At 41.8% G+C, this 20,096-nt stretch carries 19 protein-coding genes; 14 read left to right on the top strand and 5 right to left on the bottom strand.

The window, feature by feature from the left end; all coding sequences use genetic code 11:
• Positions 1-5: 5 nt before the first annotated feature.
• The 10 genes from P2W73_RS23460 (at position 6) to rnhA (ending at position 11,433) form a co-directional block, all read left to right on the top strand.
• Complete coding sequence (locus P2W73_RS23460; RefSeq protein WP_276504539.1) at positions 6-656, top strand: hypothetical protein; 651 nt, start codon at positions 6-8, stop codon at positions 654-656.
• A 234-nt stretch (positions 657-890) separates the two neighbouring features.
• Positions 891-3,056: a molybdopterin cofactor-binding domain-containing protein gene (locus P2W73_RS23455; protein ID WP_276504538.1), complete on the top strand. Its 2,166-nt coding sequence runs from the start codon at positions 891-893 to the stop codon at positions 3,054-3,056.
• A 191-nt stretch (positions 3,057-3,247) separates the two neighbouring features.
• Positions 3,248-3,826, top strand: coding sequence for an antibiotic biosynthesis monooxygenase (locus P2W73_RS23450; RefSeq protein WP_276504537.1), 579 nt, complete (start codon positions 3,248-3,250; stop codon positions 3,824-3,826).
• 241 nt (positions 3,827-4,067) lie between these two features.
• Positions 4,068-5,054, top strand: a complete 987-nt coding sequence (locus tag P2W73_RS23445) for an aldo/keto reductase (RefSeq protein ID WP_276504536.1) — start codon at positions 4,068-4,070, stop codon at positions 5,052-5,054.
• A 124-nt stretch (positions 5,055-5,178) separates the two neighbouring features.
• A complete protein-coding gene (locus P2W73_RS23440) occupies positions 5,179-6,429 on the top strand; it encodes a multidrug effflux MFS transporter (protein WP_276504535.1) in 1,251 nt (416 codons plus the stop codon).
• 74 nt (positions 6,430-6,503) lie between these two features.
• Positions 6,504-8,120, top strand: a complete 1,617-nt coding sequence (locus P2W73_RS23435) for a Na+/H+ antiporter (protein ID WP_276504534.1) — start codon at positions 6,504-6,506, stop codon at positions 8,118-8,120.
• Positions 8,121-8,215: 95 nt separating this feature from the next.
• A complete protein-coding gene (locus tag P2W73_RS23430; protein ID WP_276504533.1) occupies positions 8,216-9,862 on the top strand; it encodes an acyl-CoA carboxylase subunit beta in 1,647 nt (548 codons plus the stop codon).
• A 22-nt stretch (positions 9,863-9,884) separates the two neighbouring features.
• Positions 9,885-10,490 (top strand): Xre family toxin-antitoxin system antitoxin, encoded by a 606-nt coding sequence (locus P2W73_RS23425; RefSeq protein WP_276504532.1) that lies wholly within the window; start codon positions 9,885-9,887, stop codon positions 10,488-10,490.
• A complete protein-coding gene (locus tag P2W73_RS23420) occupies positions 10,490-10,945 on the top strand; it encodes an RES family NAD+ phosphorylase (RefSeq protein WP_276504531.1) in 456 nt (151 codons plus the stop codon). Before P2W73_RS23425 ends, P2W73_RS23420 begins: the two co-directional genes overlap by 1 nt.
• Positions 10,946-10,947: 2 nt before the next feature.
• Entirely contained in the window at positions 10,948-11,433 is a 486-nt protein-coding gene (gene rnhA, locus P2W73_RS23415) for a ribonuclease HI (protein WP_276504530.1), read from the top strand.
• Positions 11,434-11,494: 61 nt separating this feature from the next.
• Here the strand turns inward: rnhA and P2W73_RS23410 are convergent, their stop codons facing one another.
• Positions 11,495-12,061 carry a DUF6580 family putative transport protein gene (locus tag P2W73_RS23410; protein ID WP_276504529.1) on the bottom strand — a complete coding sequence of 189 codons (567 nt, stop codon included), beginning with the start codon at positions 12,059-12,061 and terminating at the stop codon, positions 11,495-11,497.
• A gap of 82 nt (positions 12,062-12,143) precedes the next feature.
• Positions 12,144-13,355 (bottom strand): mannose-6-phosphate isomerase, class I, encoded by a 1,212-nt coding sequence (gene manA / locus P2W73_RS23405; RefSeq protein ID WP_276504528.1) that lies wholly within the window; start codon positions 13,353-13,355, stop codon positions 12,144-12,146.
• A gap of 35 nt (positions 13,356-13,390) precedes the next feature.
• On the opposite strand from manA, the gene P2W73_RS23400 reads away from it, so the two are divergent.
• Positions 13,391-13,747, top strand: coding sequence for a YraN family protein (locus tag P2W73_RS23400; RefSeq protein WP_276504527.1), 357 nt, complete (start codon positions 13,391-13,393; stop codon positions 13,745-13,747).
• Positions 13,748-13,810: 63 nt separating this feature from the next.
• Here P2W73_RS23400 and P2W73_RS23395 read toward each other — a convergent pair whose 3' ends face one another.
• Positions 13,811-14,329, bottom strand: a complete 519-nt coding sequence (locus P2W73_RS23395; RefSeq protein ID WP_276504526.1) for a YkgJ family cysteine cluster protein — start codon at positions 14,327-14,329, stop codon at positions 13,811-13,813.
• A gap of 75 nt (positions 14,330-14,404) precedes the next feature.
• On the opposite strand from P2W73_RS23395, the gene P2W73_RS23390 reads away from it, so the two are divergent.
• Both P2W73_RS23390 and xerD read left to right on the top strand, forming a co-directional pair.
• The gene (locus P2W73_RS23390; protein WP_276504525.1) at positions 14,405-15,064 is read left to right on the top strand and encodes a hypothetical protein; all 660 of its coding nucleotides are present in this window, start codon (positions 14,405-14,407) and stop codon (positions 15,062-15,064) included.
• A gap of 76 nt (positions 15,065-15,140) precedes the next feature.
• A complete protein-coding gene (gene xerD, locus P2W73_RS23385) occupies positions 15,141-16,043 on the top strand; it encodes a site-specific tyrosine recombinase XerD (RefSeq protein WP_276504524.1) in 903 nt (300 codons plus the stop codon).
• Position 16,044: 1 nt separating this feature from the next.
• On the opposite strand, the gene P2W73_RS23380 is transcribed toward xerD, so the two are convergent.
• Positions 16,045-17,088 (bottom strand): carboxypeptidase-like regulatory domain-containing protein, encoded by a 1,044-nt coding sequence (locus P2W73_RS23380; RefSeq protein ID WP_276504523.1) that lies wholly within the window; start codon positions 17,086-17,088, stop codon positions 16,045-16,047.
• A 197-nt stretch (positions 17,089-17,285) separates the two neighbouring features.
• Positions 17,286-19,280 (bottom strand): vWA domain-containing protein, encoded by a 1,995-nt coding sequence (locus P2W73_RS23375; RefSeq protein WP_276504522.1) that lies wholly within the window; start codon positions 19,278-19,280, stop codon positions 17,286-17,288.
• 178 nt (positions 19,281-19,458) lie between these two features.
• On the opposite strand from P2W73_RS23375, the gene P2W73_RS23370 reads away from it, so the two are divergent.
• Positions 19,459-20,079, top strand: a complete 621-nt coding sequence (locus P2W73_RS23370; protein WP_276504521.1) for an RNA polymerase sigma factor — start codon at positions 19,459-19,461, stop codon at positions 20,077-20,079.
• The last annotated feature ends 17 nt before the right edge of the window (positions 20,080-20,096 follow it).

Here is a 20,096-nt window from a genome sequence, read left to right as displayed (position 1 = left end):
ACTTTATGAAACAGCATTCAGAAATTAAGGTAAGTCATTTTTTTCCGGTGAAGACGATTACCGTCATGGCGATTATTGTTTCAGTAATCATAGTGACAACTTCGGCTTTTAAGAACAAGAACGATTTCGCAGGTCGTGATGCAAAACATGATAACATTAATAAGGATAGTGTTGAATCAGTTAAAGCCTTTATGAAGGTGTATAAAGTTTTGATGAGTCCCCGTTGTATGAACTGTCATCCTTCGGGAGATATCCCACTACAGGGAGACGATAACCATTTGCACACCATGTTTCCCAAAAGAGGCAAAGAAGGTAAAGGTGTGTATGCGATGAAATGTTCTAACTGTCATCAGCCCGCCAACACGGCAGGTCTTAATACACCTCCTGGAAATCCAAACTGGCATTTACCACCGGCTGACATGAAAATGGTTTTCCAGGGCAGGACGGCTCATCAATTAGCCAAACAAATAATGGATCCGAAACAAAACGGTCATAAGAATAAAGAACAGTTAATTAAACATGCAGATGATGGTTTGGTTTTAGCAGCCTGGAATCCCGGCGAGGGCCGTACGCTTCCACCAATCAGTCACGCAGAATTTAAAAAAGCATGGATCACCTGGATCGAAAAAGGGGCGTATGCTCCAAAAGCTAAATAACTTTTCATAGATGAGAAAGAAAGACAGTCGTAATGAAGAAAATCTGTAAAAACATTTATCAAGTTAGAAATTGTTTGATTGAATAAGATTTATTATGACTTTAAAAGATGCCATGAAAACCGGACGTACAAGAGTGTGACACAACAGGTGATGCCATGAAAATATATCGCTGGTATCAAAAAATAAATAACTCAAACAGCTTCTTTAATTAAGCAATAATAACAACATTCAGCTATGTCACAAACTATAAATACTAAGACGATATCCAGGAGAAATTTTCTGAAAGCATCCGGTTTAACAGGAACAGGACTCTTCTTGGGTTTCTATTTTCCGGCTATCGCCAGGGAAGTAAAGATTTTAAATGGCGTAGACGAAGCAACCAATATTGAGCTTAATGCGTGGATACATATTGATACTTCCGGGAAAGTCACCATTTTTAGTCACCGCGCCGAAATGGGACAAGGGGTTTACCAGGCCATACCGCAGATCGTTGCCGAAGAACTGGAAGTGAATTTAAACGAAGTGAATATTGTTTTTGCGCAAGGCGACAATAAGAAATATGGTAACCAGATAACGGGAGGCAGTTCCACAGTACGAGGTTCCTATAAAAATTTATTGAACCTCGGCGCAACAGCCCGTGAAATGTTGATAACAGCGGCAGCTACAAAATGGAATGTTCCAAATGCAGAATGCTATGCTGAAGCTGGTCATGTATTTCATAAGCCTTCAGGAAAAAAGTTTCATTACGGAGAGCTTGTAGTTGATGCATCAAAACTGGAAGCTCCAAAGAATGTGAAACTTAAAAGCCGTTCAGAGTATAAAATAATTGGTAAGCCACTGCATCGCCAGGATACTGCTTTGAAAATAAATGGTACTGCTATATTCGGGCTGGATAAAAAAATTCCAGGTATGCTTTATGCCGCGGTGGAGCGTAATCCCCGGTTGCGTGGTATAGTAAAAAGCTTCGACGATTCCGCTGCAAGAAAAATACCTGGTGTCACAAATGTTTTCAAAGTGAGAATGGGAGTTTTTAGTACTTATCGTGAAGGTGTTGCTGTCGTGGCCGATTCAACATGGGCCGCTATAGAAGGAAAAAAAGCATTGAAAGTTGAATGGGACGATAGCGGGTTTGAGCATTTAAATACAGCAGATATCTTTAAGCGACAGGAAGAAGACCTGAAAACAAAAGAAGGACTTTCTTTCCGCAAGGTGGGAGATCCGGACAGCATTATACAAAAGGCCGGAAAGAAGATTGATGTGGTTTATCAAACACCCTATCAATCGCACAGTTGTATGGAACCTGTGAATTGTGTTGCACATTACCAGGGCGACAAACTGGAGATCTGGGGTCCGATACAGGCACCCGAGTGGGTCCAGGATTATATCAGCAAAGAGATGGGTTTGGCGAGAGAAAATGTAATTGTGAACTTAACTTTTTTGGGTGGAGGTTTCGGAAGAAAAGCATTTATGGATTATCCGCATGAGGCCTCGGTTATTTCAAAGGAAATAGGCGCCCCGGTGCAAGTGGTATGGACCAGGGAAGATGATATGACGCAAGGGCCTTACCGACCTGGCGTCTCTTACAGGTGCGAAGGAGTGATTGCGAATGGTGAGATCAGTGCTTTTAAAGTAAAACTTGCCGGCCAAAACAATAATCATTGGCGCGGAGGAAAAAAGGATGAACCCAATCGAAGTGCTTCGGAAGGACTTCTTAAGCCTTATTTCGAAACCATAAAAAATATCAGCATCCAGGATATTCCTTTTGAAACTCCGATACCGACGATGTGGTGGCGCTCTGTTTATGCTTCAACCAACGGGTTTGCGTATGAAAGTTTCATGGATGAGTTGGCCATTGCAGCAGGTAAAGATCCTTTTGAATTCAGAAGACAACATCTGAAGGATGAACGCTTACATCGCCAACTTGACAAAATGGAGGAAGTATCGGGTTGGAAAAGCAGGAAAAAAAATGAAGGCTTTGGCGTAGCGATCACGGAGTGTTTTGAAACTCCTGTGGGCCAGGTAGTAAAAGTATCAAGACATGCCAATGGTAAAATAAAGATCGATCATGTGTGGGCCGTGGTAGATTGCGGCTGGTATGTCAATCCTGATACTATCAAAGCCCAGGTGGAAGGATCTATTGTGATGGCTCTCGGTGCAGCCACAACACATGAAATAACATTTAAAGACGGAATGACGCAACAACGGAATTTTTATGCCTACAATATGCCACGCATAAACGATATCCCCCCCATAGAAGTGCATATCATGGACAATGATGCGGATGCAGGTGGTGTTGGAGAACCAGGTTTACCTGCATTCACTCCGGCGCTCACCAATGCCATTTATGATTTAACGGGTAAACGAATAAGAAAACTGCCTTTTAGTTTGGACACAGTTTGATCAATTATTAGCAAGTAAATATCCTGCTCTGCATGTAAAATTGCTTGTGCACAGATCATGCTATCGTATCAATCTATCGTTGGAAGTCAAACGGTATCGAAGGGATTTAAGTAACTGGTCAGCTAAAAGAATTAATAGCTTTACAATGCGGGAAGAAACCGCAACTCCGGCTACAATTAATATTTAAAGCTATGCCAGGGCCCAAACCAAAAACAGTTGATGAATACATCAATGCTGCTCAGGATGAAGCACAAGAAAAGTTAATGGAAATCCGGTCAATCCTGAAACAAGTTGCCCCAAAAGCAATAAAAGCGGTAAAATGGGACTCCCCTGTATTTGAATTTAGAAAATTGTACATCGGTGCAATACGACTATTAAATTGCCGCCGGGGACAGGTTTTAATTGTTATCGCATTCATGCTGACGTTATTTTCTTACAGAAGCGCTTCTGCTCAACAGAAAACCCAAATGGTGCGGTTGGCAAAACTTGTGATCGATTCAACCCAGCTGGAAAGTTATAAAGCCTTACTCAAAGAGGAAATAGAAACTTCTGTACGGGTCGAACCCGGAGTGCTGACATTATATGCAGTTGCTGAAAAGAATAATCCCACTCATATCACAATCCTGGAAATATATGCTGATACAGCTGCATACAAATCACATTTGCAAACGCCACATTTTATAAAATACAAAACCGGTACGCAGCATATGGTCAAGTCACTGGAACTTGTCGAGACTGTTCCTCTTGTGCCAGGCATGAAGATAAAGTGACGAGGAAAAACTGTTACTCATAAATTATTCGGATAGTTAGCAACTAAGCATTGTTTGATTTTCGTAGCACATTGTTTCATTTTCGTTGTTTTAGCATTCATAGAGGAAGGAGCTTTGCTTCCTATTCAGAGCCTATCAATACGAAGAATGTATCTGCATAGAAATCCAGGCGGAGTTTAATTTACTCGCCCAACCTGTTCGATGGTGGCTTAGTGTTTGTACATCTAAAAAAATATTCATGATGAAAAAAAGAAAACTTGGAAAGTCTGGTTTGGAAGTCTCAGCAATCGGACTTGGTTGTATGGGAATGAGCTTTGGCTACGGACCGGCTGCGGATAAAAAAGAAATGATTGCCCTCATACATAAAGCGGTAGAGCAGGGTGTTATTTTTTTTGATACAGCAGAAGTATATGGTCCCTTCATCAACGAAGAACTGGTAGGTGAAGCGTTAGCCCCTTTTCGGAAAGAGGTGGTAATTGCTACAAAGTTTGGTTTCCGGATACAGGAAGGAAAACAAGCAGGCGTTGACAGTCGTCCGGAACATATCAAAGAAGTGGCTGAAGCGTCATTGAAGAGATTGAAGATAGAAGTCATCGATCTTTTCTACCAGCATCGTGTTGATCCGAATGTTCCCATTGAAGAAGTGGCTGGTGCTGTTAAGAATTTAATTAAAGAAGGTAAGGTGAAACATTTCGGTCTTTCTGAAGCGGGTGCAGGAACCATTCGCCGGGCACATGCCGTACAACCTGTTACTGCATTGCAAAGTGAATATTCTTTATGGACAAGAAAACCTGAAGAAGAAATAGTACCCACCCTCGAAGAACTAGGGATTGGCTTTGTTCCATTCAGTCCGCTGGGCAAAGGATTTCTTACTGGCAAAATGAATGAGAATACCACTTTCGATAGCGGAGACTTTCGCAACATTCTTCCACGGTTTACACCTGAAGCACTTAAAGCAAACCAGGCATTAATTGATCTGCTTGCAAAAATTGCAGCTAAGAAGAATGCGACAACTGCTCAAATTGCTCTTGCCTGGTTGCTGGCACAAAAACCATGGATCGTTCCTATACCCGGTACTACCAAACTTCACCGGCTCACAGAGAATAATGGAGCTGCATTGATTGAATTGACAACTGATGATCTTCATGAAATCGAAATCGCTTCATCAGCAATCAAAGTGCAGGGAGCCCGTTATCCTGAGCATATTGAGAAGATGACAGGTCTGTAGATGCATTAAAGAATTTAAACAAAAATCATTGAATCACCAGACAAATACGTTTGTGAAAACCTGGGTATACAAACCGAATTCTTAGTTAGTATGCTGGCCAAATACTTTTGTAGCTTTATCAGATATGAGTAACAAGAGCACCAATAAAAAAATTTACCTCATTCTAATACTTGGTATGCTCTCAGCAATAGGGCCATTTTCCATTGATATGTACCTGCCGGCATTTCCGGATATTGCAAAAAGCCTGAATACCACCGTCGCGCAGGTTACGCTATCGCTATCCAGCTTTTTCATCGGCATTTCTGCCGGGCAATTATTGTATGGTCCGCTGCTGGAACGTTTTGGCAGGAAGAAGCCTTTATATGTCGGGCTTTGCATATACCTGTTGGCTTCACTGGGTTGTTCTATGGCTGCGTCGGTCAATGCATTAATAGTTCTCCGGCTTTTGCAGGCATTAGGTGGTTGTGTAGGCATGGTAGCCGCACGGGCCATGGTACGTGACTTATTTGAAGTAAAAGAAAATGCCAAAATATTTTCCCTGCTGATGCTGGTAGTGGCTGTATCACCTATCATAGCACCGACATTAGGTGGCTATGTCACTTCGGTGCTGGGTTGGCGCTTTGTATTCGTAATGCTTATCGTTGTTGGCATCATCATTCTTACCGGTATCTATTTTTTACTACCGGAAAGCAAGAAGCCAGATCCAAATTTTTCATTGAAGCCGTTGCCTATCATCAATAATTTTGTGGCTGTCATCCGGCATCCCCAATTTTATACCTATGCCTTAACAGCCGCTATCTCTGCAGCAGGGCTCTATGCTTATATCGGTGGTTCACCCTATGTGTTTATGGAAATCTATAAAGTGTCTGAGAAACAATACGGATGGATATTTGCCCTGATAGCGATGGGGCTTATCGGCTCCAGCCAGATCAACAGTGTGTTACTGAAAAACTATACCAGCGAACAGATCATCAGGATCGCCTTATGTTGTCAAACGGTTATTGGTGCTACGTTGGTTCTAATCACATTTTTGGGCTGGAACGACCTGTTCGTCACCATCTTTCTCCTATTTATTTTTTTGTGTTGCCAGGGTTTTGTTTTTCCGAATGCATCAGCACTTTCGTTGGCCTCATTTGGGCACAATGCAGGCAGTGCTTCGGCGCTAATGGGTGCTATTCAAATGGGTATTGGAGCATGCACCTCGGCATTGGTTAGTGTTTTGCAAAACCACACTGCTTTGCCGATGACCGGTGTAATGGCCTGTTGTGCCATCACTGCATTTCTTGTTTTCTCTTTGGGAAGAAAGATCATTATACAGCGGGCAAGCATCGATGCGGTGGAGGAAGAAGATGTGGAGATGATAAGTACACTATAACCGGTAGCTGTGAAAGTAACTGAATGAAAGCTCCAACCTGGGCTTTCGTTATTTTTATACTCAATAGTCACTTCATGCAAAGCCATTTTATCGAATACGTATACCTGATTTTAATTATCCTGGCGTTGGTCATGATTGCCAATAGGCTTCGGCTGGCATATCCGATTGTGCTTGTTTTAGGTGGATTGCTACTCAGTTTTACCCGGTTGTTCTCCAACATTACCATCGACCCGGAACTGATCTTTTTTATTTTTCTTCCTCCTTTACTTTATGAAGCTGCCTGGCAAACATCATGGAAAGAATTCTGGAAGTGGAGAAGGGCGATAATGAGTTTTGCTTTTCCGATTGTAATCCTTACTTCCTGTGTGATTGCATTCGTATCCAATGCACTTATTCCGGGATTTACTTTAGCATTGGGTTTTTTGTTGGGTGGAATCATCTCGCCGCCCGATGCAATTTCAGCAACTACTATTATGCGCAGCATAGATGTTCCAAAATCGCTGGTGAGTCTTATTGAAGGTGAAAGTTTGCTTAACGACGCTTCATCTCTGATTGTATTCCGTTTTGCATTAGCAGCGGTGATTACCGGGCAATTTCATTTTCAGGAGGCAGCCACCAGCTTTTTTGTCGTTATCACAATGGGGATACTTATTGGTCTTTTGGTGGGAGTTATTTTTTATGCCATTCATCGCTGGCTGCCTACCACGCCAAGCATTGATATCGTTTTAACATTCGTCACTCCTTACTGTATGTATTATTTCGCAGAGCATTTTCATTTTTCGGGTGTGCTTGCGGTAGTAAGTGGCGGCCTTTTTTTATCAAGCCAGCGCAATAACATGCTGAGCTACGAAAGCCGGCTACAAGGAGTAAATGTGTGGACCAATATTGTCTTTGTACTGAATGGCCTGATCTTTTTATTAATCGGGCTTCAATTGCCTTTCATTACACAACAACTCGGTGATATCAGTTTGACCACGGCCATCTGGTATGGATTGGCAATTTCTGCTGTGCTCATTCTTACACGATTGCTTTGCACATTTGGCGCTTCTCTTTTTACAAAGGCAGTGAGTGGTTTTATTACAGTCGCAGATGCCGATCCGGGATGGAAAGGACCGCTGATCTTTGGCTGGGCCGGAATGCGTGGTGTAGTTTCTTTAGCAGCAGCGCTTTCGATACCGTTGCTAATAGAGGGCAAGCCTTTCCCCTATCGCAACCTGATCCTGTTTATTACGTTTATTGTCATCATCGTTACGCTTGTTTTACAGGGATTGACATTGCCATGGCTGATCAGGAGAATAAAGCCGGAAGATAAACACACTCCAATATCCGGAGATAAACAGGAATTAATTATTCAAATGAAATTAGCACAGACTTCCCTGCAAACACTCGAAAAAAAATATAGTGAAGATTGTCGCTTAAATATGCATGTAAATAATTTGCATGCAAGGCTGAAACTTAATTCGAATTTTTTTGAGCAGGTAGCTGACAAATTAAATCATACAGCCGATAATTCTTTAAAAAGCTATCAAACCATTTATATTGACTTGCTGGAACAACAGCGACTTTTACTCAATAAATTGAACCGTTCCGAGGAGTTCGATGAAGAACTGATCAGAAAATATCTTTCACTGATCGATCTTGAAGAATTTAAGATCCGGGAAAAAACATTACGGGAACCGTACTCTGACTAAAAGTCTCGAACCAAGCTTAACTTATCGGAAGTGACACCTCGACTCCGCTCAGTGTGACAACCCCCTTCCCTATCTTTGCCGCATAACGGTTTCGTATGAATATTGAATTCAACAGGCAGGAGGACGCAATGAAATGTTCGCTGAGCTCGATGCGTCAAAAGCTGGAAAAGATCTATGAAGGCGGTGGCAAAAAAGCCATGGCCAAACAAAAAGAAAAAAATAAACTCACTCCCCGTGAACGAATCAGTTATTTAACGGATAGCGATAAACCTTTTATCGAGATCGGCGCCTTCGCCGGTTTTGATATGTATGAGGAGCAAGGTGGCTGTCCGGCCGGTGGCACAGTAGCCGGCATTGGCTATGTAAGCGGCCGGCAATGTGTCATTGTTGCCAATGATCAAACCGTGAAAGCTGGAGCCTGGTTTCCTATCACCGGTAAAAAGAACCTGCGATTACAGGAAATCGCTATGGAAAATCATTTGCCCGTTATTTACCTGGTTGATAGTGCCGGGGTCTTTTTACCCATGCAGGATGAAATCTTTCCTGATAAAGAACATTTCGGCCGCATCTTTCGCAATAATGCCCGCATGAGTGGGATGGGTATTACGCAAATAGCTGCTGTGATGGGAGCCTGCGTGGCTGGCGGTGCTTATTTACCTATCATGAGTGATGAAACATTGATGGTGGAAGGAAATGGTTCTATATTTCTTGCAGGACCTTATTTGGTAAAAGCAGCCATTGGTGAAGACATCGATACTGAAACATTGGGCGGAGCTATAACACATACTGAAATATCTGGCATTGCAGATTATAAATTCAAAACAGAACAGGAATGCATGGATCATATCAAAAAAATGATCTCTATGCTGGGCTCAAAAGAAAAAGCAGGATTTGACCGGATTGCTTCCATTAATCCCGCAAAAAATCCACAAGAGTTGTATGGCATTTTCCCAAGTGATGGAAAGCCTTATGATATACTTGAAGTGATCGACCGGATAGTGGATGCTTTGCCGGACGACACTAATAGCTCTTCTTTTGAGCAGTTCAAAGAAGATTATGGCAAGACCATTGTTTGTGGTTATGGCCGCATCGATGGCTGGGCGGTAGGCATTGTGGCCAATCAACGAAAAATTGTAAAAAGCAAAAAAGGAGAAATGCAGATGGGCGGTGTCATCTATAACGACAGTGCCGATAAGGCTGCCCGTTTTATGCTAAACTGTAACCAGAAAAAGATACCGTTGGTCTTCTTACAGGACGTTACGGGTTTTATGGTGGGCAGCCGAAGCGAACATGCGGGTATCATCAAGGATGGAGCAAAGATGGTTAACGCCGTGGCTAATTCTGTTGTGCCCAAGATTACCATTGTTATCGGCAACTCGTATGGCGCAGGCAACTATGCCATGTGCGGCAAAGCTTACGATCCCCGTTTTATTTATGCGTGGCCCACAGCCAAAATTGCCGTGATGGGCGGCGACCAGGCGGCAAAAACCCTGTTACAAATTGAAGTGGCATCCAAAAAAGCCAAAGGAGAAACCCTGAATGCAGAAGATGAGCAAAAATTGCTCGATAAAATAAAAGGCCGGTATGATAAACAGACATCACCCTATTATGCAGCGGCACGGCTTTGGGTGGATGACATTATTGATCCTCTTAAAACCAGAATGCTGATATCAGAGGGAATCCATGCGGCTAATCACAACAAAGAAATCAATGAGCTGCAAACAGGTGTCTTCCAGGTATAAAAAAATTTGAAAACCCGGACAAATGGCCGTACATTGTGGACAAGTTTCAATAGAGGGTATGGCAAGCAAACAACAACGCATCAAATCGTACAAAAAGCAGGGCACTGCCAACTACGAGTCAATAGTGGAAGAAGCAGCGGCTGCTTATAATGTACTGCCGTTAATCCCGGTACATAGCACAAGGCAGGCCAGCAACTACGTAAAACGATCGTTGGCACTGATGGGCGTTGCCAATATTGCACCTTTTAACACGGTAGAAAACGTTGCCGATTTTATTGTTTGTATTCGTGAAGGAGTTCCCAAAAAAGCATTGGATAATTTGATAGAAGTAACAGGTATTACCACCCTCGAAATGGCCGATATTGTCAGAACCTCAGACCGTACATTGCGAAGATATTCTTCCAGGCAAAAGCTAAATGCGGAACAATCGGAAAGAGTAATAGAGCTTGCAAAAGTATATAGTCGCGGCGAAGAAGTGTTTGGCACCCTCAATGCTTTTAAAGAATGGATGAATAGTACAGTTATGGCATTAGGCAATAAAAAACCCAAAGAATTTTTAGACACTTCCATGGGTATTGAAATGTTGATGGATGAATTAGGAAGAATTGAACATGGAATCTTCGCCTGATGAATGTCTACCGGATCAGCAAATGCGAATATATTACTGACCTGCAAGGATCGGGTGCGGCCATGTTCCCCGGACGATGGCATAGTAAAGGCACCTACATTCTTTATACGGCAGCAACGCCTTCGCTGGCTTTATTGGAAAGCGTGGTGCATATCTCCAACATTGCCGTTTCTTCTTATTGCATGATCTGTTTAGCTATTCCGGAAGATAAAATACAAACAATGCAGGCAAATGAACTCCCGGCAAACTGGTTTGTAAATCCTGCGCCAGATCAGCTTAAGTCAATCGGGGATAATTTTATTACGGAAAATAAATGGCTGGCATTAAAAATCCCTTCGGCCATCATGCCGGAGGAAAATAATTTTTTACTGAATCCCAATCACCCTGGTTTTAAAAAGGTGAAGATTATATACACGAGGAATATTCCTATCGATGAACGCTTTTTAAAAAAATAAAAATGGTAGCTGCAAGTGGCATCACGATATATACAGATGGCTCTTCAAGAGGTAACCCTGGGCCGGGAGGCTATGGAACCATACTAATGTATGGCGATAAAAGAAAAGAACTTTCCCAGGGGTTTCGGTTGACTACAAACAATCGCATGGAACTAATGGCCGTCATTGCAGGACTGGAAGCTTTGAAGAAAGATGGTATTCCTATAACGATCTTCTCCGATAGCCAATACGTTGTAAAAGCCATTGAACAGGGCTGGCTGAAAAATTGGATTGCTACCGACTTCAAAGGCGGAAAAAAAAATAAGGACCTTTGGATGAGGTATCACCATTTATCACAAAACAAGAGCATACGATTTGTATGGGTCAGAGGTCATGCCGATAATCCTTACAACAACCGGTGTGACGAACTGGCGACCACCGCGGCTGATGGCAAGAACCTGTTAACTGATGAAGGTTATGAACAGGATAAGAATTCACTTTTTAAATAATTATAAAAAGAAAACCCATCCTTTGTTGAAGATGGGTTTTAAAATATTCCCTAAAAAAATATTACGCCACAGTGAGTATTGCTTTTTTCCTTGTAAGATAATTATACAATAACAGAATACCAGGAAGAAACAACAACGTTGCGATCAATGCGTTTTTATAAAACGGCAAGCCGGCAGCATAGCAGGTCATTAGCCCGCTGAAATCCCTGGAATATGTTACTTCGGCACTCAACCAAACATTGAAATTGGAAATCAGGAAAAACACTGTAGGTGCTGCAATTGCTCCAACCAGCAGGTTGGAATAGTTTTTTCCTTTAAGCAGCCAGCCAATCAATGTTGCGGATAAGAGAATAAGATAATTCTTCCATTGATCGCCATAAAAACCTGCGTAAGGAAAAAGATCCTGCATATACAAAAACTGAATCACCACATCGCTTATAAACAAAGCCAGCAGTGGCAATAAGAATGATGCATTTTTTTGCCTAACGATGAAACCGGAGAAAAGAGCGATAGCGATAACGGGTGAAAATCCCGACCAATCAAGATTGGGGCCGAAGAAATATTTACAAACCGCGGCCAGTACAATTAACAACAGGGTGAAAACAATTAATCTTGCGTTGATCTTCATAATAAGTAATTAAAAAAACTTTAAAGTGTATTTTAATCCCACCACAAAAATAGTTGAATTGAGCTGAATTTTTGATTTAAGCTTAGTTAACAGGAACGGTTGCCTTAAAAAGCCATGAAGGCTCATTAGCAGTTACTTTTATTTCATGACCGGGAAATACGATGGCAGATGGCTGACCTTTCTCTAAAATAACCTTACTATCCTTGTTTGAAATTTCTGTCTGACCGTCTATCAGCAATATCACCTCGGCTGTATGTGGTATGAAAGAAATACTGTCGCCCTTATGCAACGTAAAACTGCTTAATTCAAAATCTGGCGCCGGTGTTTTATAGGTAAGTTCAAGCCCGTTTTTGACTCCCTTCAATATTTCCGGATGTGTTGCTTCACATTTTACATGTTTCAATAATTCAGGTACATCAATATGCTTATTGGTCAACCCGCCCCGTAATACATTATCCGAACTGGCCATGATCTCTACATTCTGTCCTTCGAGATAAGCATGCGGCACACCGGCATCCTGAAAGATGGCTTCTCCCCTATGCAATACAACCAGGTTAAAAAGATAAACAGAGAAGATACCCCTGTCAATTTTTCCAGGTTGCGAAAAGCTAAGAGATCCTTTCGCGGCCCAGTAATCAGCCTGCGATCTGTTCAATTTACCTTCCTGGTATAAGGGAATGATGCGATCCAGCAAAGGTTGCAATTGAGCATTCACTTGTTCCTGCGGTAACTCCATCAGCTTTCTATAAAGACCTTTATAACCTGATTGCTCAAAGACCGGCAATAGCGAACCCAATTCAGGAACGCTCTTTAATGTCTTCTTTATTTTATCTTCTGGTTTGAAGCCATGCAGCAGCCAAAAATCTCCCATGGCAACCATCAATTCAGGTTTGTGATTTTCATCTTTGTAATTGCGCTTCGGAGAATCCAGTGGAATTCCTTTCAAGGTTTCCTCTTTATAATCCCTTTCAGCATCAGCTTTGGATGGATGTACCTGGATAGAAAGCATATCTTTTACATCCAATGCTTTCAACAAATAGGGCATGGTACCGAAATGTCTCGCCACGTATTCACCCATTGCTGTTGGAGAGTCCGTAGTGAAATAATCATGCAGCATACGAACATCTCCATCCGGCAGTAATACTTTACATTCAGCCCCGGGATGAATACCCAGCCAATATTCTGCAAAGGGGAGTTTTTGATCATTTGACTGCTTCAGCAAAGAAGGAATAAAATTATATCCACCCCAATCATAATGCTTAACAGCTCCGGCTAATGGCGCAATAACGTACATAAAAAAATACTTATCTTATAGCAAATATAGATTGCATGGCTTCACATAACAAATTTGGCGCTGATGGCGAGAACCTGGCAGCTGAATGGCTGAAAGAAAGGGGCTATGAAATACTATATCGCAACTGGCGGCACAAGTATTATGAAATTGATATTATTGCCTTGAAAAACAAGATGCTCCATTTTATTGAAGTAAAATCCCGGAATAACACCACCATTGGCTTTCCCGAAGACAGCGTAACGAAAAAGAAATTTAAAAGTCTTCAAAAAGCGGCTGATGAGTTTCTTTTTTTAAATCCGGGACATAAATGGATACAATATGATGTATTATCCATTACCGTTTATAACAACAGGGAGCCAGATTTCTTCCTGCTCGAAGATGTGTTTCTGTGAGAGTCCATGGACCACGGTCAATAGACCATAGCCTTGAGCTTTCTGCGAATTATAGTTTATCGATTACCTGCTTGCTTCTATAGATTGCTTCATTTTTTCAACAAGCTTGTACGTAGCCGGGCAATATTCAATGTTTTGCTTATGCACATGTGAATATTCGTGAAACTTCTTTGTCATATGGGGAAAGCCGGCACAATCAGCCGGCCTTACTTCATAAATGCTGCATTTGTTATCCGTCAAATTTAAAAATTGACAGGGTTGTTTTTTATTCAACCAATCGCCATCTTTTTTTCGCTCCTTATAGAGCCATTTGGCCTTGAACTCTTCTACGGTTTCGCCAAAGTGGCCGGCGATCCTTTTCATATCAGCGTTGGTAAAAGTGGGCGTCATTGTTTTGCAGCAATTGGCGCAAGACAGGCAGTCAACTTCCTTCCACACTTCTTTCTCCAACGTAGCCGTGAGGGTGTTAATTTTTTTAGGCGGCTCATTTTCCAGCTTAGTCAGAAATCTCCTGAAGCTACGTTTATTATCGCCTGCTTTCTTTTTAAATGCCTTGAGATTTACCGGGATCATTTCACTCATGCGCCGAAGGTAAAATAATTTTAAACCCGAAAGTTTTTCATTGGCTATTTTTGTTTGATCACAAAACCAATAAATATGAGACTATTTATCATCCTGACTTTTTTTGCTGCATTAACCTCGCTGTTTGGATCATGCAAATCCGGGTCTTCTGTTGCACCTTCTTTTTGTGACACCAGTTGCCTGAAGGATTCAATTAAGTTTACCAAAGAAGAACACCCGTTAAAGCCATATGTATATATCAGTGCATCCAAATGCATAGCCGATACACTGACCTGGAGCTATATTGACATGGGAGCCAACCGTAAGATGGGCCTGCCTGATTTTTTGGGGACACCTGTTCATATCAATAAAGACAATATCACCTGTTTTATAAAAGATACCAGCTATGCCTGGGTACTATTCAACGACTGTAGTAACGGTCGCGGCTATTCACTAAAAATACCGTTCAACAAAAAAGATAATATTGGCAGAAAAAGCAGCGCCATCAATAAATTTGATCCTAAATTTTCAGTGGCTGATGGCCTGGTGGCTTATTCAGACCGCGGGAATCTTTTTGTCGAAGACATGGCAACCGGAAAAACAGCAATTATGACCTTTGGCGCCAAAGCCGATATTGATTACGATGCCATACATGAAACTGTTGATTCGGTAAACGTAACCCCTACCCGCATGTGGGCCAAAGTGAAGCTGGGCAATGAATGGAAAACATTTGAGAAAAATATTGAATTGAAGTGATTTCACTATTTTTCCGCCGTTAAATTTCATAGATCGGTAATTTCCGATTGCCTGTTTCCAACTCCAAAGTTCTCCTATGTGGGATAGTTATAAGAAAGGATATAAAGCCTATTTGCAACTGGAGAAATCCCTGTCTGATAATTCTGTTGAAGCCTACCTGCGGGACATTGATAAGTTGACACAATACCTGCAGGAGGCTTCCTCACTTAAAACACCGGCTGATGTTGAATTAAAAGACCTGCAGCATTTTATCAAATGGGTCGCGGAGTTAGGCATGACCGCCTCTTCGCAGGCAAGAATCATATCCGGCATCAAATCATTTTACAAATATTGCCTGCTGGAGAATATTTCCCGTGTTGATCCTACTGTATTGCTGGAAGCACCCAAACTGAAAAGATCATTGCCGGATGTATTGAGTTTTGATGAAATTGAAGCAATGATCTCGAAGATTGACCTGAGCAAACCAGATGGTGGCAGAAATAAAGCAATCATTGAAACCATGTATAGCTGTGGCCTTCGGGTCAGTGAAACCGTGAATCTAAAAATATCACAGCTCTACCTCGACGTTGGTTTTATCCGGGTAATCGGCAAAGGAGATAAGGAAAGGTTGGTGCCTATTGGCAGCAGCGCCATTCATTTTATTAACATTTATAAAAACGAAATTAGAGTTCACGCACAACCCAGGCATGGCAATGAGGATATTCTTTTTCTCAATAGCCGTGGCACCTTACTATCAAGGGTGATGATATTTTTGATCATTAAAGACCTCGCAAAAAAAGCTGGTATCAACAAAACAGTGTCACCTCACACACTGCGTCATTCCTTTGCCACACATCTTGTAGAAGGCGGGGCTGATCTCAGGGCGGTGCAGGAAATGCTGGGACATGAAAGCATTACGACTACAGAGATATATACTCATCTCGATCGTGAATTTTTAAGAAAAACACTGGAGCAGTTTCACCCGGCTTTTAAAGGGTGAACTACTGTACCACGATTTTTTCTGTAAATTCTTTGTCCGAATCTTTGCTTGTTACTTTCAACATATAAACACCAGCCGGCAAACCAGGGATTACTATGTTCGTTGGGCCGGAATACTTATCAAGCCTTCTTTGTTGTGTCAATATCAACTGGCCTGACATCGTATAAAGTTGAAATTGGTAGTCACCTTTTTTTTGATTTCGAAGATCGATAGTGATCGCATTGTTGCTCCTAACAGGATTGGGATATACCTTTGCTGATAATGGTGAAGGCAGGATTTTATTCAACAAGGTATCAAGGAAAAAAGTACATTTCGTCGTAACGTTAACAGCACCTGTATATCGAACAGCCCCTTTTGTCGATATGTTACCGACAACGACTACATCACCAACCAAAGCCGATTCATTCGTCAATACCACGTAGACGGAGTCAGTTTTCTGGTTCATATCGATCGCAGTCTCGTTGGACTCGAAGCCTACACATGAGCTAACCAGCACAACTTGCTTTTCAAAACCCGGATAAACAAGATTGAAACTTCCCGTACTGTCTGCCGCCGCACCAATCGTAGTTCCTTTAATAAAAACAGATGCATAGGGAATTCCATTGCCATCTCCATCAGTCACAACACCCCTTATTTCTGTAAATTTGGGTAAGTCTATTTCTTTAACGATAAGTCCCACTATTTCCCCTTGTGATGCAGGTACAATCACTGTAGTATTCTTAGTTTCTTTCACTTCTCCTTGTGCAGACGCCTTCAATGAAAGAAAAAAAGCAGGGAGGACAAACTGAAAAAAGTATTTTACCCATGGAATCCGCTTCTTTGGAATTTCGATAGGCCGGTCCAACTGCGCATTCATAAAACGTCCGCACACAGAACCCGTCATTTGTTTTCGAAAAAATTCAACAAGTTGTGTATCGCTCATACTGGTGAAGTCCATTACTTGCTTCTGACAGGAGCCGCAAAATTTTCCAGTATTAACGGGTTTCATTTGATCCCAGTTTTCATTACAGGGACTGGGAATATTCAGTTGTATATGTTTACTCATACAATGATTTTGGTTGTCTAATGAGGTATGTTTGTGAGATTCCTTTTTCTTCTTAATCCATAAAAATCCATCAGATCGTGGTTCTGTAAAGGGGCCGGTAGACACCAGCCCCGTCTGATGCTGATCAAAATTTCAGCACCGGCTGTTAAAGTTTAATTATAATACGGTCGCTGAAATCGATTGTTACACGTCCGGTTTTAATTCTCTTGCAAAACCTTCTTCATCGCAGTTTCTTCTTTGTCAACTTCACTTTTGCTCTCCTTCGTTAATAACTGTGCACTTTCTGCCAGGCGTATAAACTCAGAACGATAACCTTCCTCGTCATTTCCTTTTGCCTTTTTGGCAAGCTTTATCACATTATCAAATGACGCCTGCGATTTGAAAGCTGAGTTGCGCAGCAGCATTCCAAATTCAGCCACTGATGCAGCAAACCGGAAGTTATCCGAAGTGTTGGCAACTGACACCAGATGATCCTTCACAGCATGTTCGATCAATTTGCTTACATCGCCATCGGGAGCTTTGTAGCGAAACTTCACCGTGACCAGTTCATTAGTATGTGAGGCTTTTCTTATATCTTCATTTCCTTTTTGATATTTCAAAGGATCAACATCTTTCAGAAAGCTGGTTTTAACACCCGCAGGAATTACTTCGTACAACGCTGTTACCCTATGACCGCTTCCTAGTTCGCCGGCATCTTTTTTATCATCATTAAAATCTTCTTTAGCCAACAACCTGTTTTCATAACCGATCAAGCGGTAACCCTGCACTTTGGCCGGGTTGAATTCTATCTGCAGCTTTACATCTTTTGCAATAGTAAATAAGGTGCCGCCAAACTCATTTACCAATACTTTTTTAGCCTCGCTGATGCCATCGATATATGCATGGTTGCCATTTCCTTTATCAGCCAGCTTTTGCATTTTATTGTCCTTATAATTTCCCATACCATACCCCAACACCGTCAGGAATACACCGGTTTTTCTTTCCTGCTCTATTAACCGCTCCATGGCGTCGTCGCTGCTTTCACCAATGTTGAAATCACCATCGGTACAAAGTATCACCCGGTTGTTTCCGCCTTTTACAAAAAACTCGCTGGCAGTTTTATAAGCCAGTTTTATCCCCGCTCCGCCCGCAGTTGAGCCGCCTGCTTCCAGGTTATCGATCGCATCTTTAATAGTTGTCTTTTGATCACCATTGGTTGGTTTTAACACTAATCCCGCCGCACCAGCGTACACCACAATGGAAACCTTATCCTGTTCACGTAATTGATCGACTAACATTTTCATCGATGCTTTTACCAGTGGCAGCTTATTCGGCATATTCATAGAACCCGATACATCAATCAGGAACACAAGATTGGATGCAGGTAAATTGCCCATTGGAATTGTCTTGCCCTGCAGACCGATCAAAACCAGTTTATGGTCTTTATTCCAGGGCGCATCTGAAATCTCGGTGTTGATAGAGAAAGGATCATTGTTTTTTGGCTGCGGATAATCATAGTGGAAATAATTGATCATTTCCTCTATTCGTACAGCACCAGCCGGCGGTAATTGTCCCTGGTTTAAAAAGCGCCGGACATTGCTATAGGATGCGGCATCCACATCAATAGAAAAGGTTGACAAAGGATTATCCACTGACTTTAAAAAAGGGTTTTCAGTGATATAATCATAACCCTCCGTGTTGAAATCATCTATATTGGGGTCATGATATCCTCTCTTGTCTTCTTTTTTAAATGATGAATTGCCACGGATATGAACGCCTGCAACTCTTCCCTGCAAGCTATTGTTTAACGGCGCCCTTGAGCCATATAGCGACGAAGCATCGATTGTAGTCGACGCAGTCAGATCCATTTTTCTTTTTGTAGCATATCCCACAACCACTACTTCCTGTAATTGAGCTGTTGAACTACTCAGCGTTACGTTGACCGTTTTTCTACCAGCAACATTTACCTCTTTGGTTTGATATCCAACAGCAGAAAAAACCAGCACGGCATTTTTATCGCTTGTACTGATTTGATAAGTTCCATCCTGTGCTGATAGACTGTTTATTGAAGTTCCTTTAACTGTTACAGTCACAGAAGCCAAAGCAGTGCCCTGGGCATCGGTAATTTTTCCGCTTATCATGTGATAGCTAATGGGACGAAAGGCCAGGAATAGCCCAATCAGTGGTAAAAGCATAAAAAGTATTCTATTCATCTGTTTAGTTTTTATTGCCTGCCTGTTGGCAGACAGGTTTTTTGGTCAGTACTTGTTCCGAACTGGCTTCGGGATGGAACCTCGCAGATAACAATTCCCTGTCTGAAGAGAATTTATTTTGCCCGGTTTCATAAACTGTGTTTTCAAAATAGATGAGCTTTTTTTAGCAATTGCATAAATGCCTGTAAAATTTTTATTCGCTAATTTTAGCGCATTGGCGTTCCTGAAAAACATACCGGATAATGCGACCGACGACAAGCAGTTGGTTGAGCTGTATAAACAGTCAGGCGACCTGGCTGTGCTGGGTCAGTTATACCAGCGCTATATGGACCTGGTGTACGGGGTGTGCCTGAAATATTTGAAAGATCCGGAAACGGCTAAGGATGCCGTGATGCAGGTATTTGAAGAACTAGTCTTAAAATTGAAGAAACATGAAGTAGAAAACTTCCGGGGCTGGCTTTACCAGGTAGCTAAAAATCATTGCCTGATGCAATTGAGAACACCTAAAAATCTGAAGACCGTTGAACTTAAAACGGAACTTGTGCAAAGCGGAGAAAATGTGCATCATAATGGCATATTGGAAAAAGAAGAAAATTTTAAAAAACTGGAATATTGTATCGGCACCCTGACCAACGATCAGCAAGTGGCTATCCGGTTATTTTACCTGGAAGAAAAATGTTATAATGAAATAGTGGAAATAACCGGCCAGGACTGGAACCAGGTCAGGAGTTTTATCCAGAATGGAAGAAGAAACTTAAGGTTATGTATGGAAAAAAGCCAGGGGGTTAAAACAAAGTAAGGGCAACAAAGTGTTTT

Origin of the sequence: Terrimonas pollutisoli, from assembly GCF_029360765.1 — a bacterium.
In the GTDB taxonomy this organism is placed as follows: Bacteria; Bacteroidota; Bacteroidia; order Chitinophagales; family Chitinophagaceae; genus Terrimonas_B; species Terrimonas_B pollutisoli.
The sequence above is the reverse complement of the archived record's forward strand: the minus strand, read 5'-3'. Positions and strand labels throughout refer to the sequence as shown.

Coding starts and splice junctions, on each gene's coding strand:
- P2W73_RS23460 (WP_276504539.1), top strand. CDS start 6: ATGAAACAGCATTCAGAAATTAAGGTAAGTCATTTTTTTCCGGTGAAG.
- P2W73_RS23420 (WP_276504531.1), top strand. CDS start 10,490: ATGAATGTCTACCGGATCAGCAAATGCGAATATATTACTGACCTGCAA.
- P2W73_RS23370 (WP_276504521.1), top strand. CDS start 19,459: ATGCCTGTAAAATTTTTATTCGCTAATTTTAGCGCATTGGCGTTCCTG.
- P2W73_RS23395 (WP_276504526.1), bottom strand. CDS start 14,329: ATGAGTGAAATGATCCCGGTAAATCTCAAGGCATTTAAAAAGAAAGCA.
- P2W73_RS23390 (WP_276504525.1), top strand. CDS start 14,405: ATGAGACTATTTATCATCCTGACTTTTTTTGCTGCATTAACCTCGCTG.
- P2W73_RS23410 (WP_276504529.1), bottom strand. CDS start 12,061: ATGAAGATCAACGCAAGATTAATTGTTTTCACCCTGTTGTTAATTGTA.
- P2W73_RS23380 (WP_276504523.1), bottom strand. CDS start 17,088: ATGAGTAAACATATACAACTGAATATTCCCAGTCCCTGTAATGAAAAC.
- P2W73_RS23425 (WP_276504532.1), top strand. CDS start 9,885: ATGGCCGTACATTGTGGACAAGTTTCAATAGAGGGTATGGCAAGCAAA.
- P2W73_RS23450 (WP_276504537.1), top strand. CDS start 3,248: ATGCCAGGGCCCAAACCAAAAACAGTTGATGAATACATCAATGCTGCT.
- P2W73_RS23455 (WP_276504538.1), top strand. CDS start 891: ATGTCACAAACTATAAATACTAAGACGATATCCAGGAGAAATTTTCTG.
- P2W73_RS23400 (WP_276504527.1), top strand. CDS start 13,391: ATGGCTTCACATAACAAATTTGGCGCTGATGGCGAGAACCTGGCAGCT.
- P2W73_RS23375 (WP_276504522.1), bottom strand. CDS start 19,280: ATGAATAGAATACTTTTTATGCTTTTACCACTGATTGGGCTATTCCTG.
- P2W73_RS23435 (WP_276504534.1), top strand. CDS start 6,504: ATGCAAAGCCATTTTATCGAATACGTATACCTGATTTTAATTATCCTG.
- P2W73_RS23440 (WP_276504535.1), top strand. CDS start 5,179: ATGAGTAACAAGAGCACCAATAAAAAAATTTACCTCATTCTAATACTT.
- P2W73_RS23430 (WP_276504533.1), top strand. CDS start 8,216: ATGAATATTGAATTCAACAGGCAGGAGGACGCAATGAAATGTTCGCTG.
- xerD (WP_276504524.1), top strand. CDS start 15,141: ATGTGGGATAGTTATAAGAAAGGATATAAAGCCTATTTGCAACTGGAG.
- manA (WP_276504528.1), bottom strand. CDS start 13,355: ATGTACGTTATTGCGCCATTAGCCGGAGCTGTTAAGCATTATGATTGG.
- rnhA (WP_276504530.1), top strand. CDS start 10,948: ATGGTAGCTGCAAGTGGCATCACGATATATACAGATGGCTCTTCAAGA.
- P2W73_RS23445 (WP_276504536.1), top strand. CDS start 4,068: ATGAAAAAAAGAAAACTTGGAAAGTCTGGTTTGGAAGTCTCAGCAATC.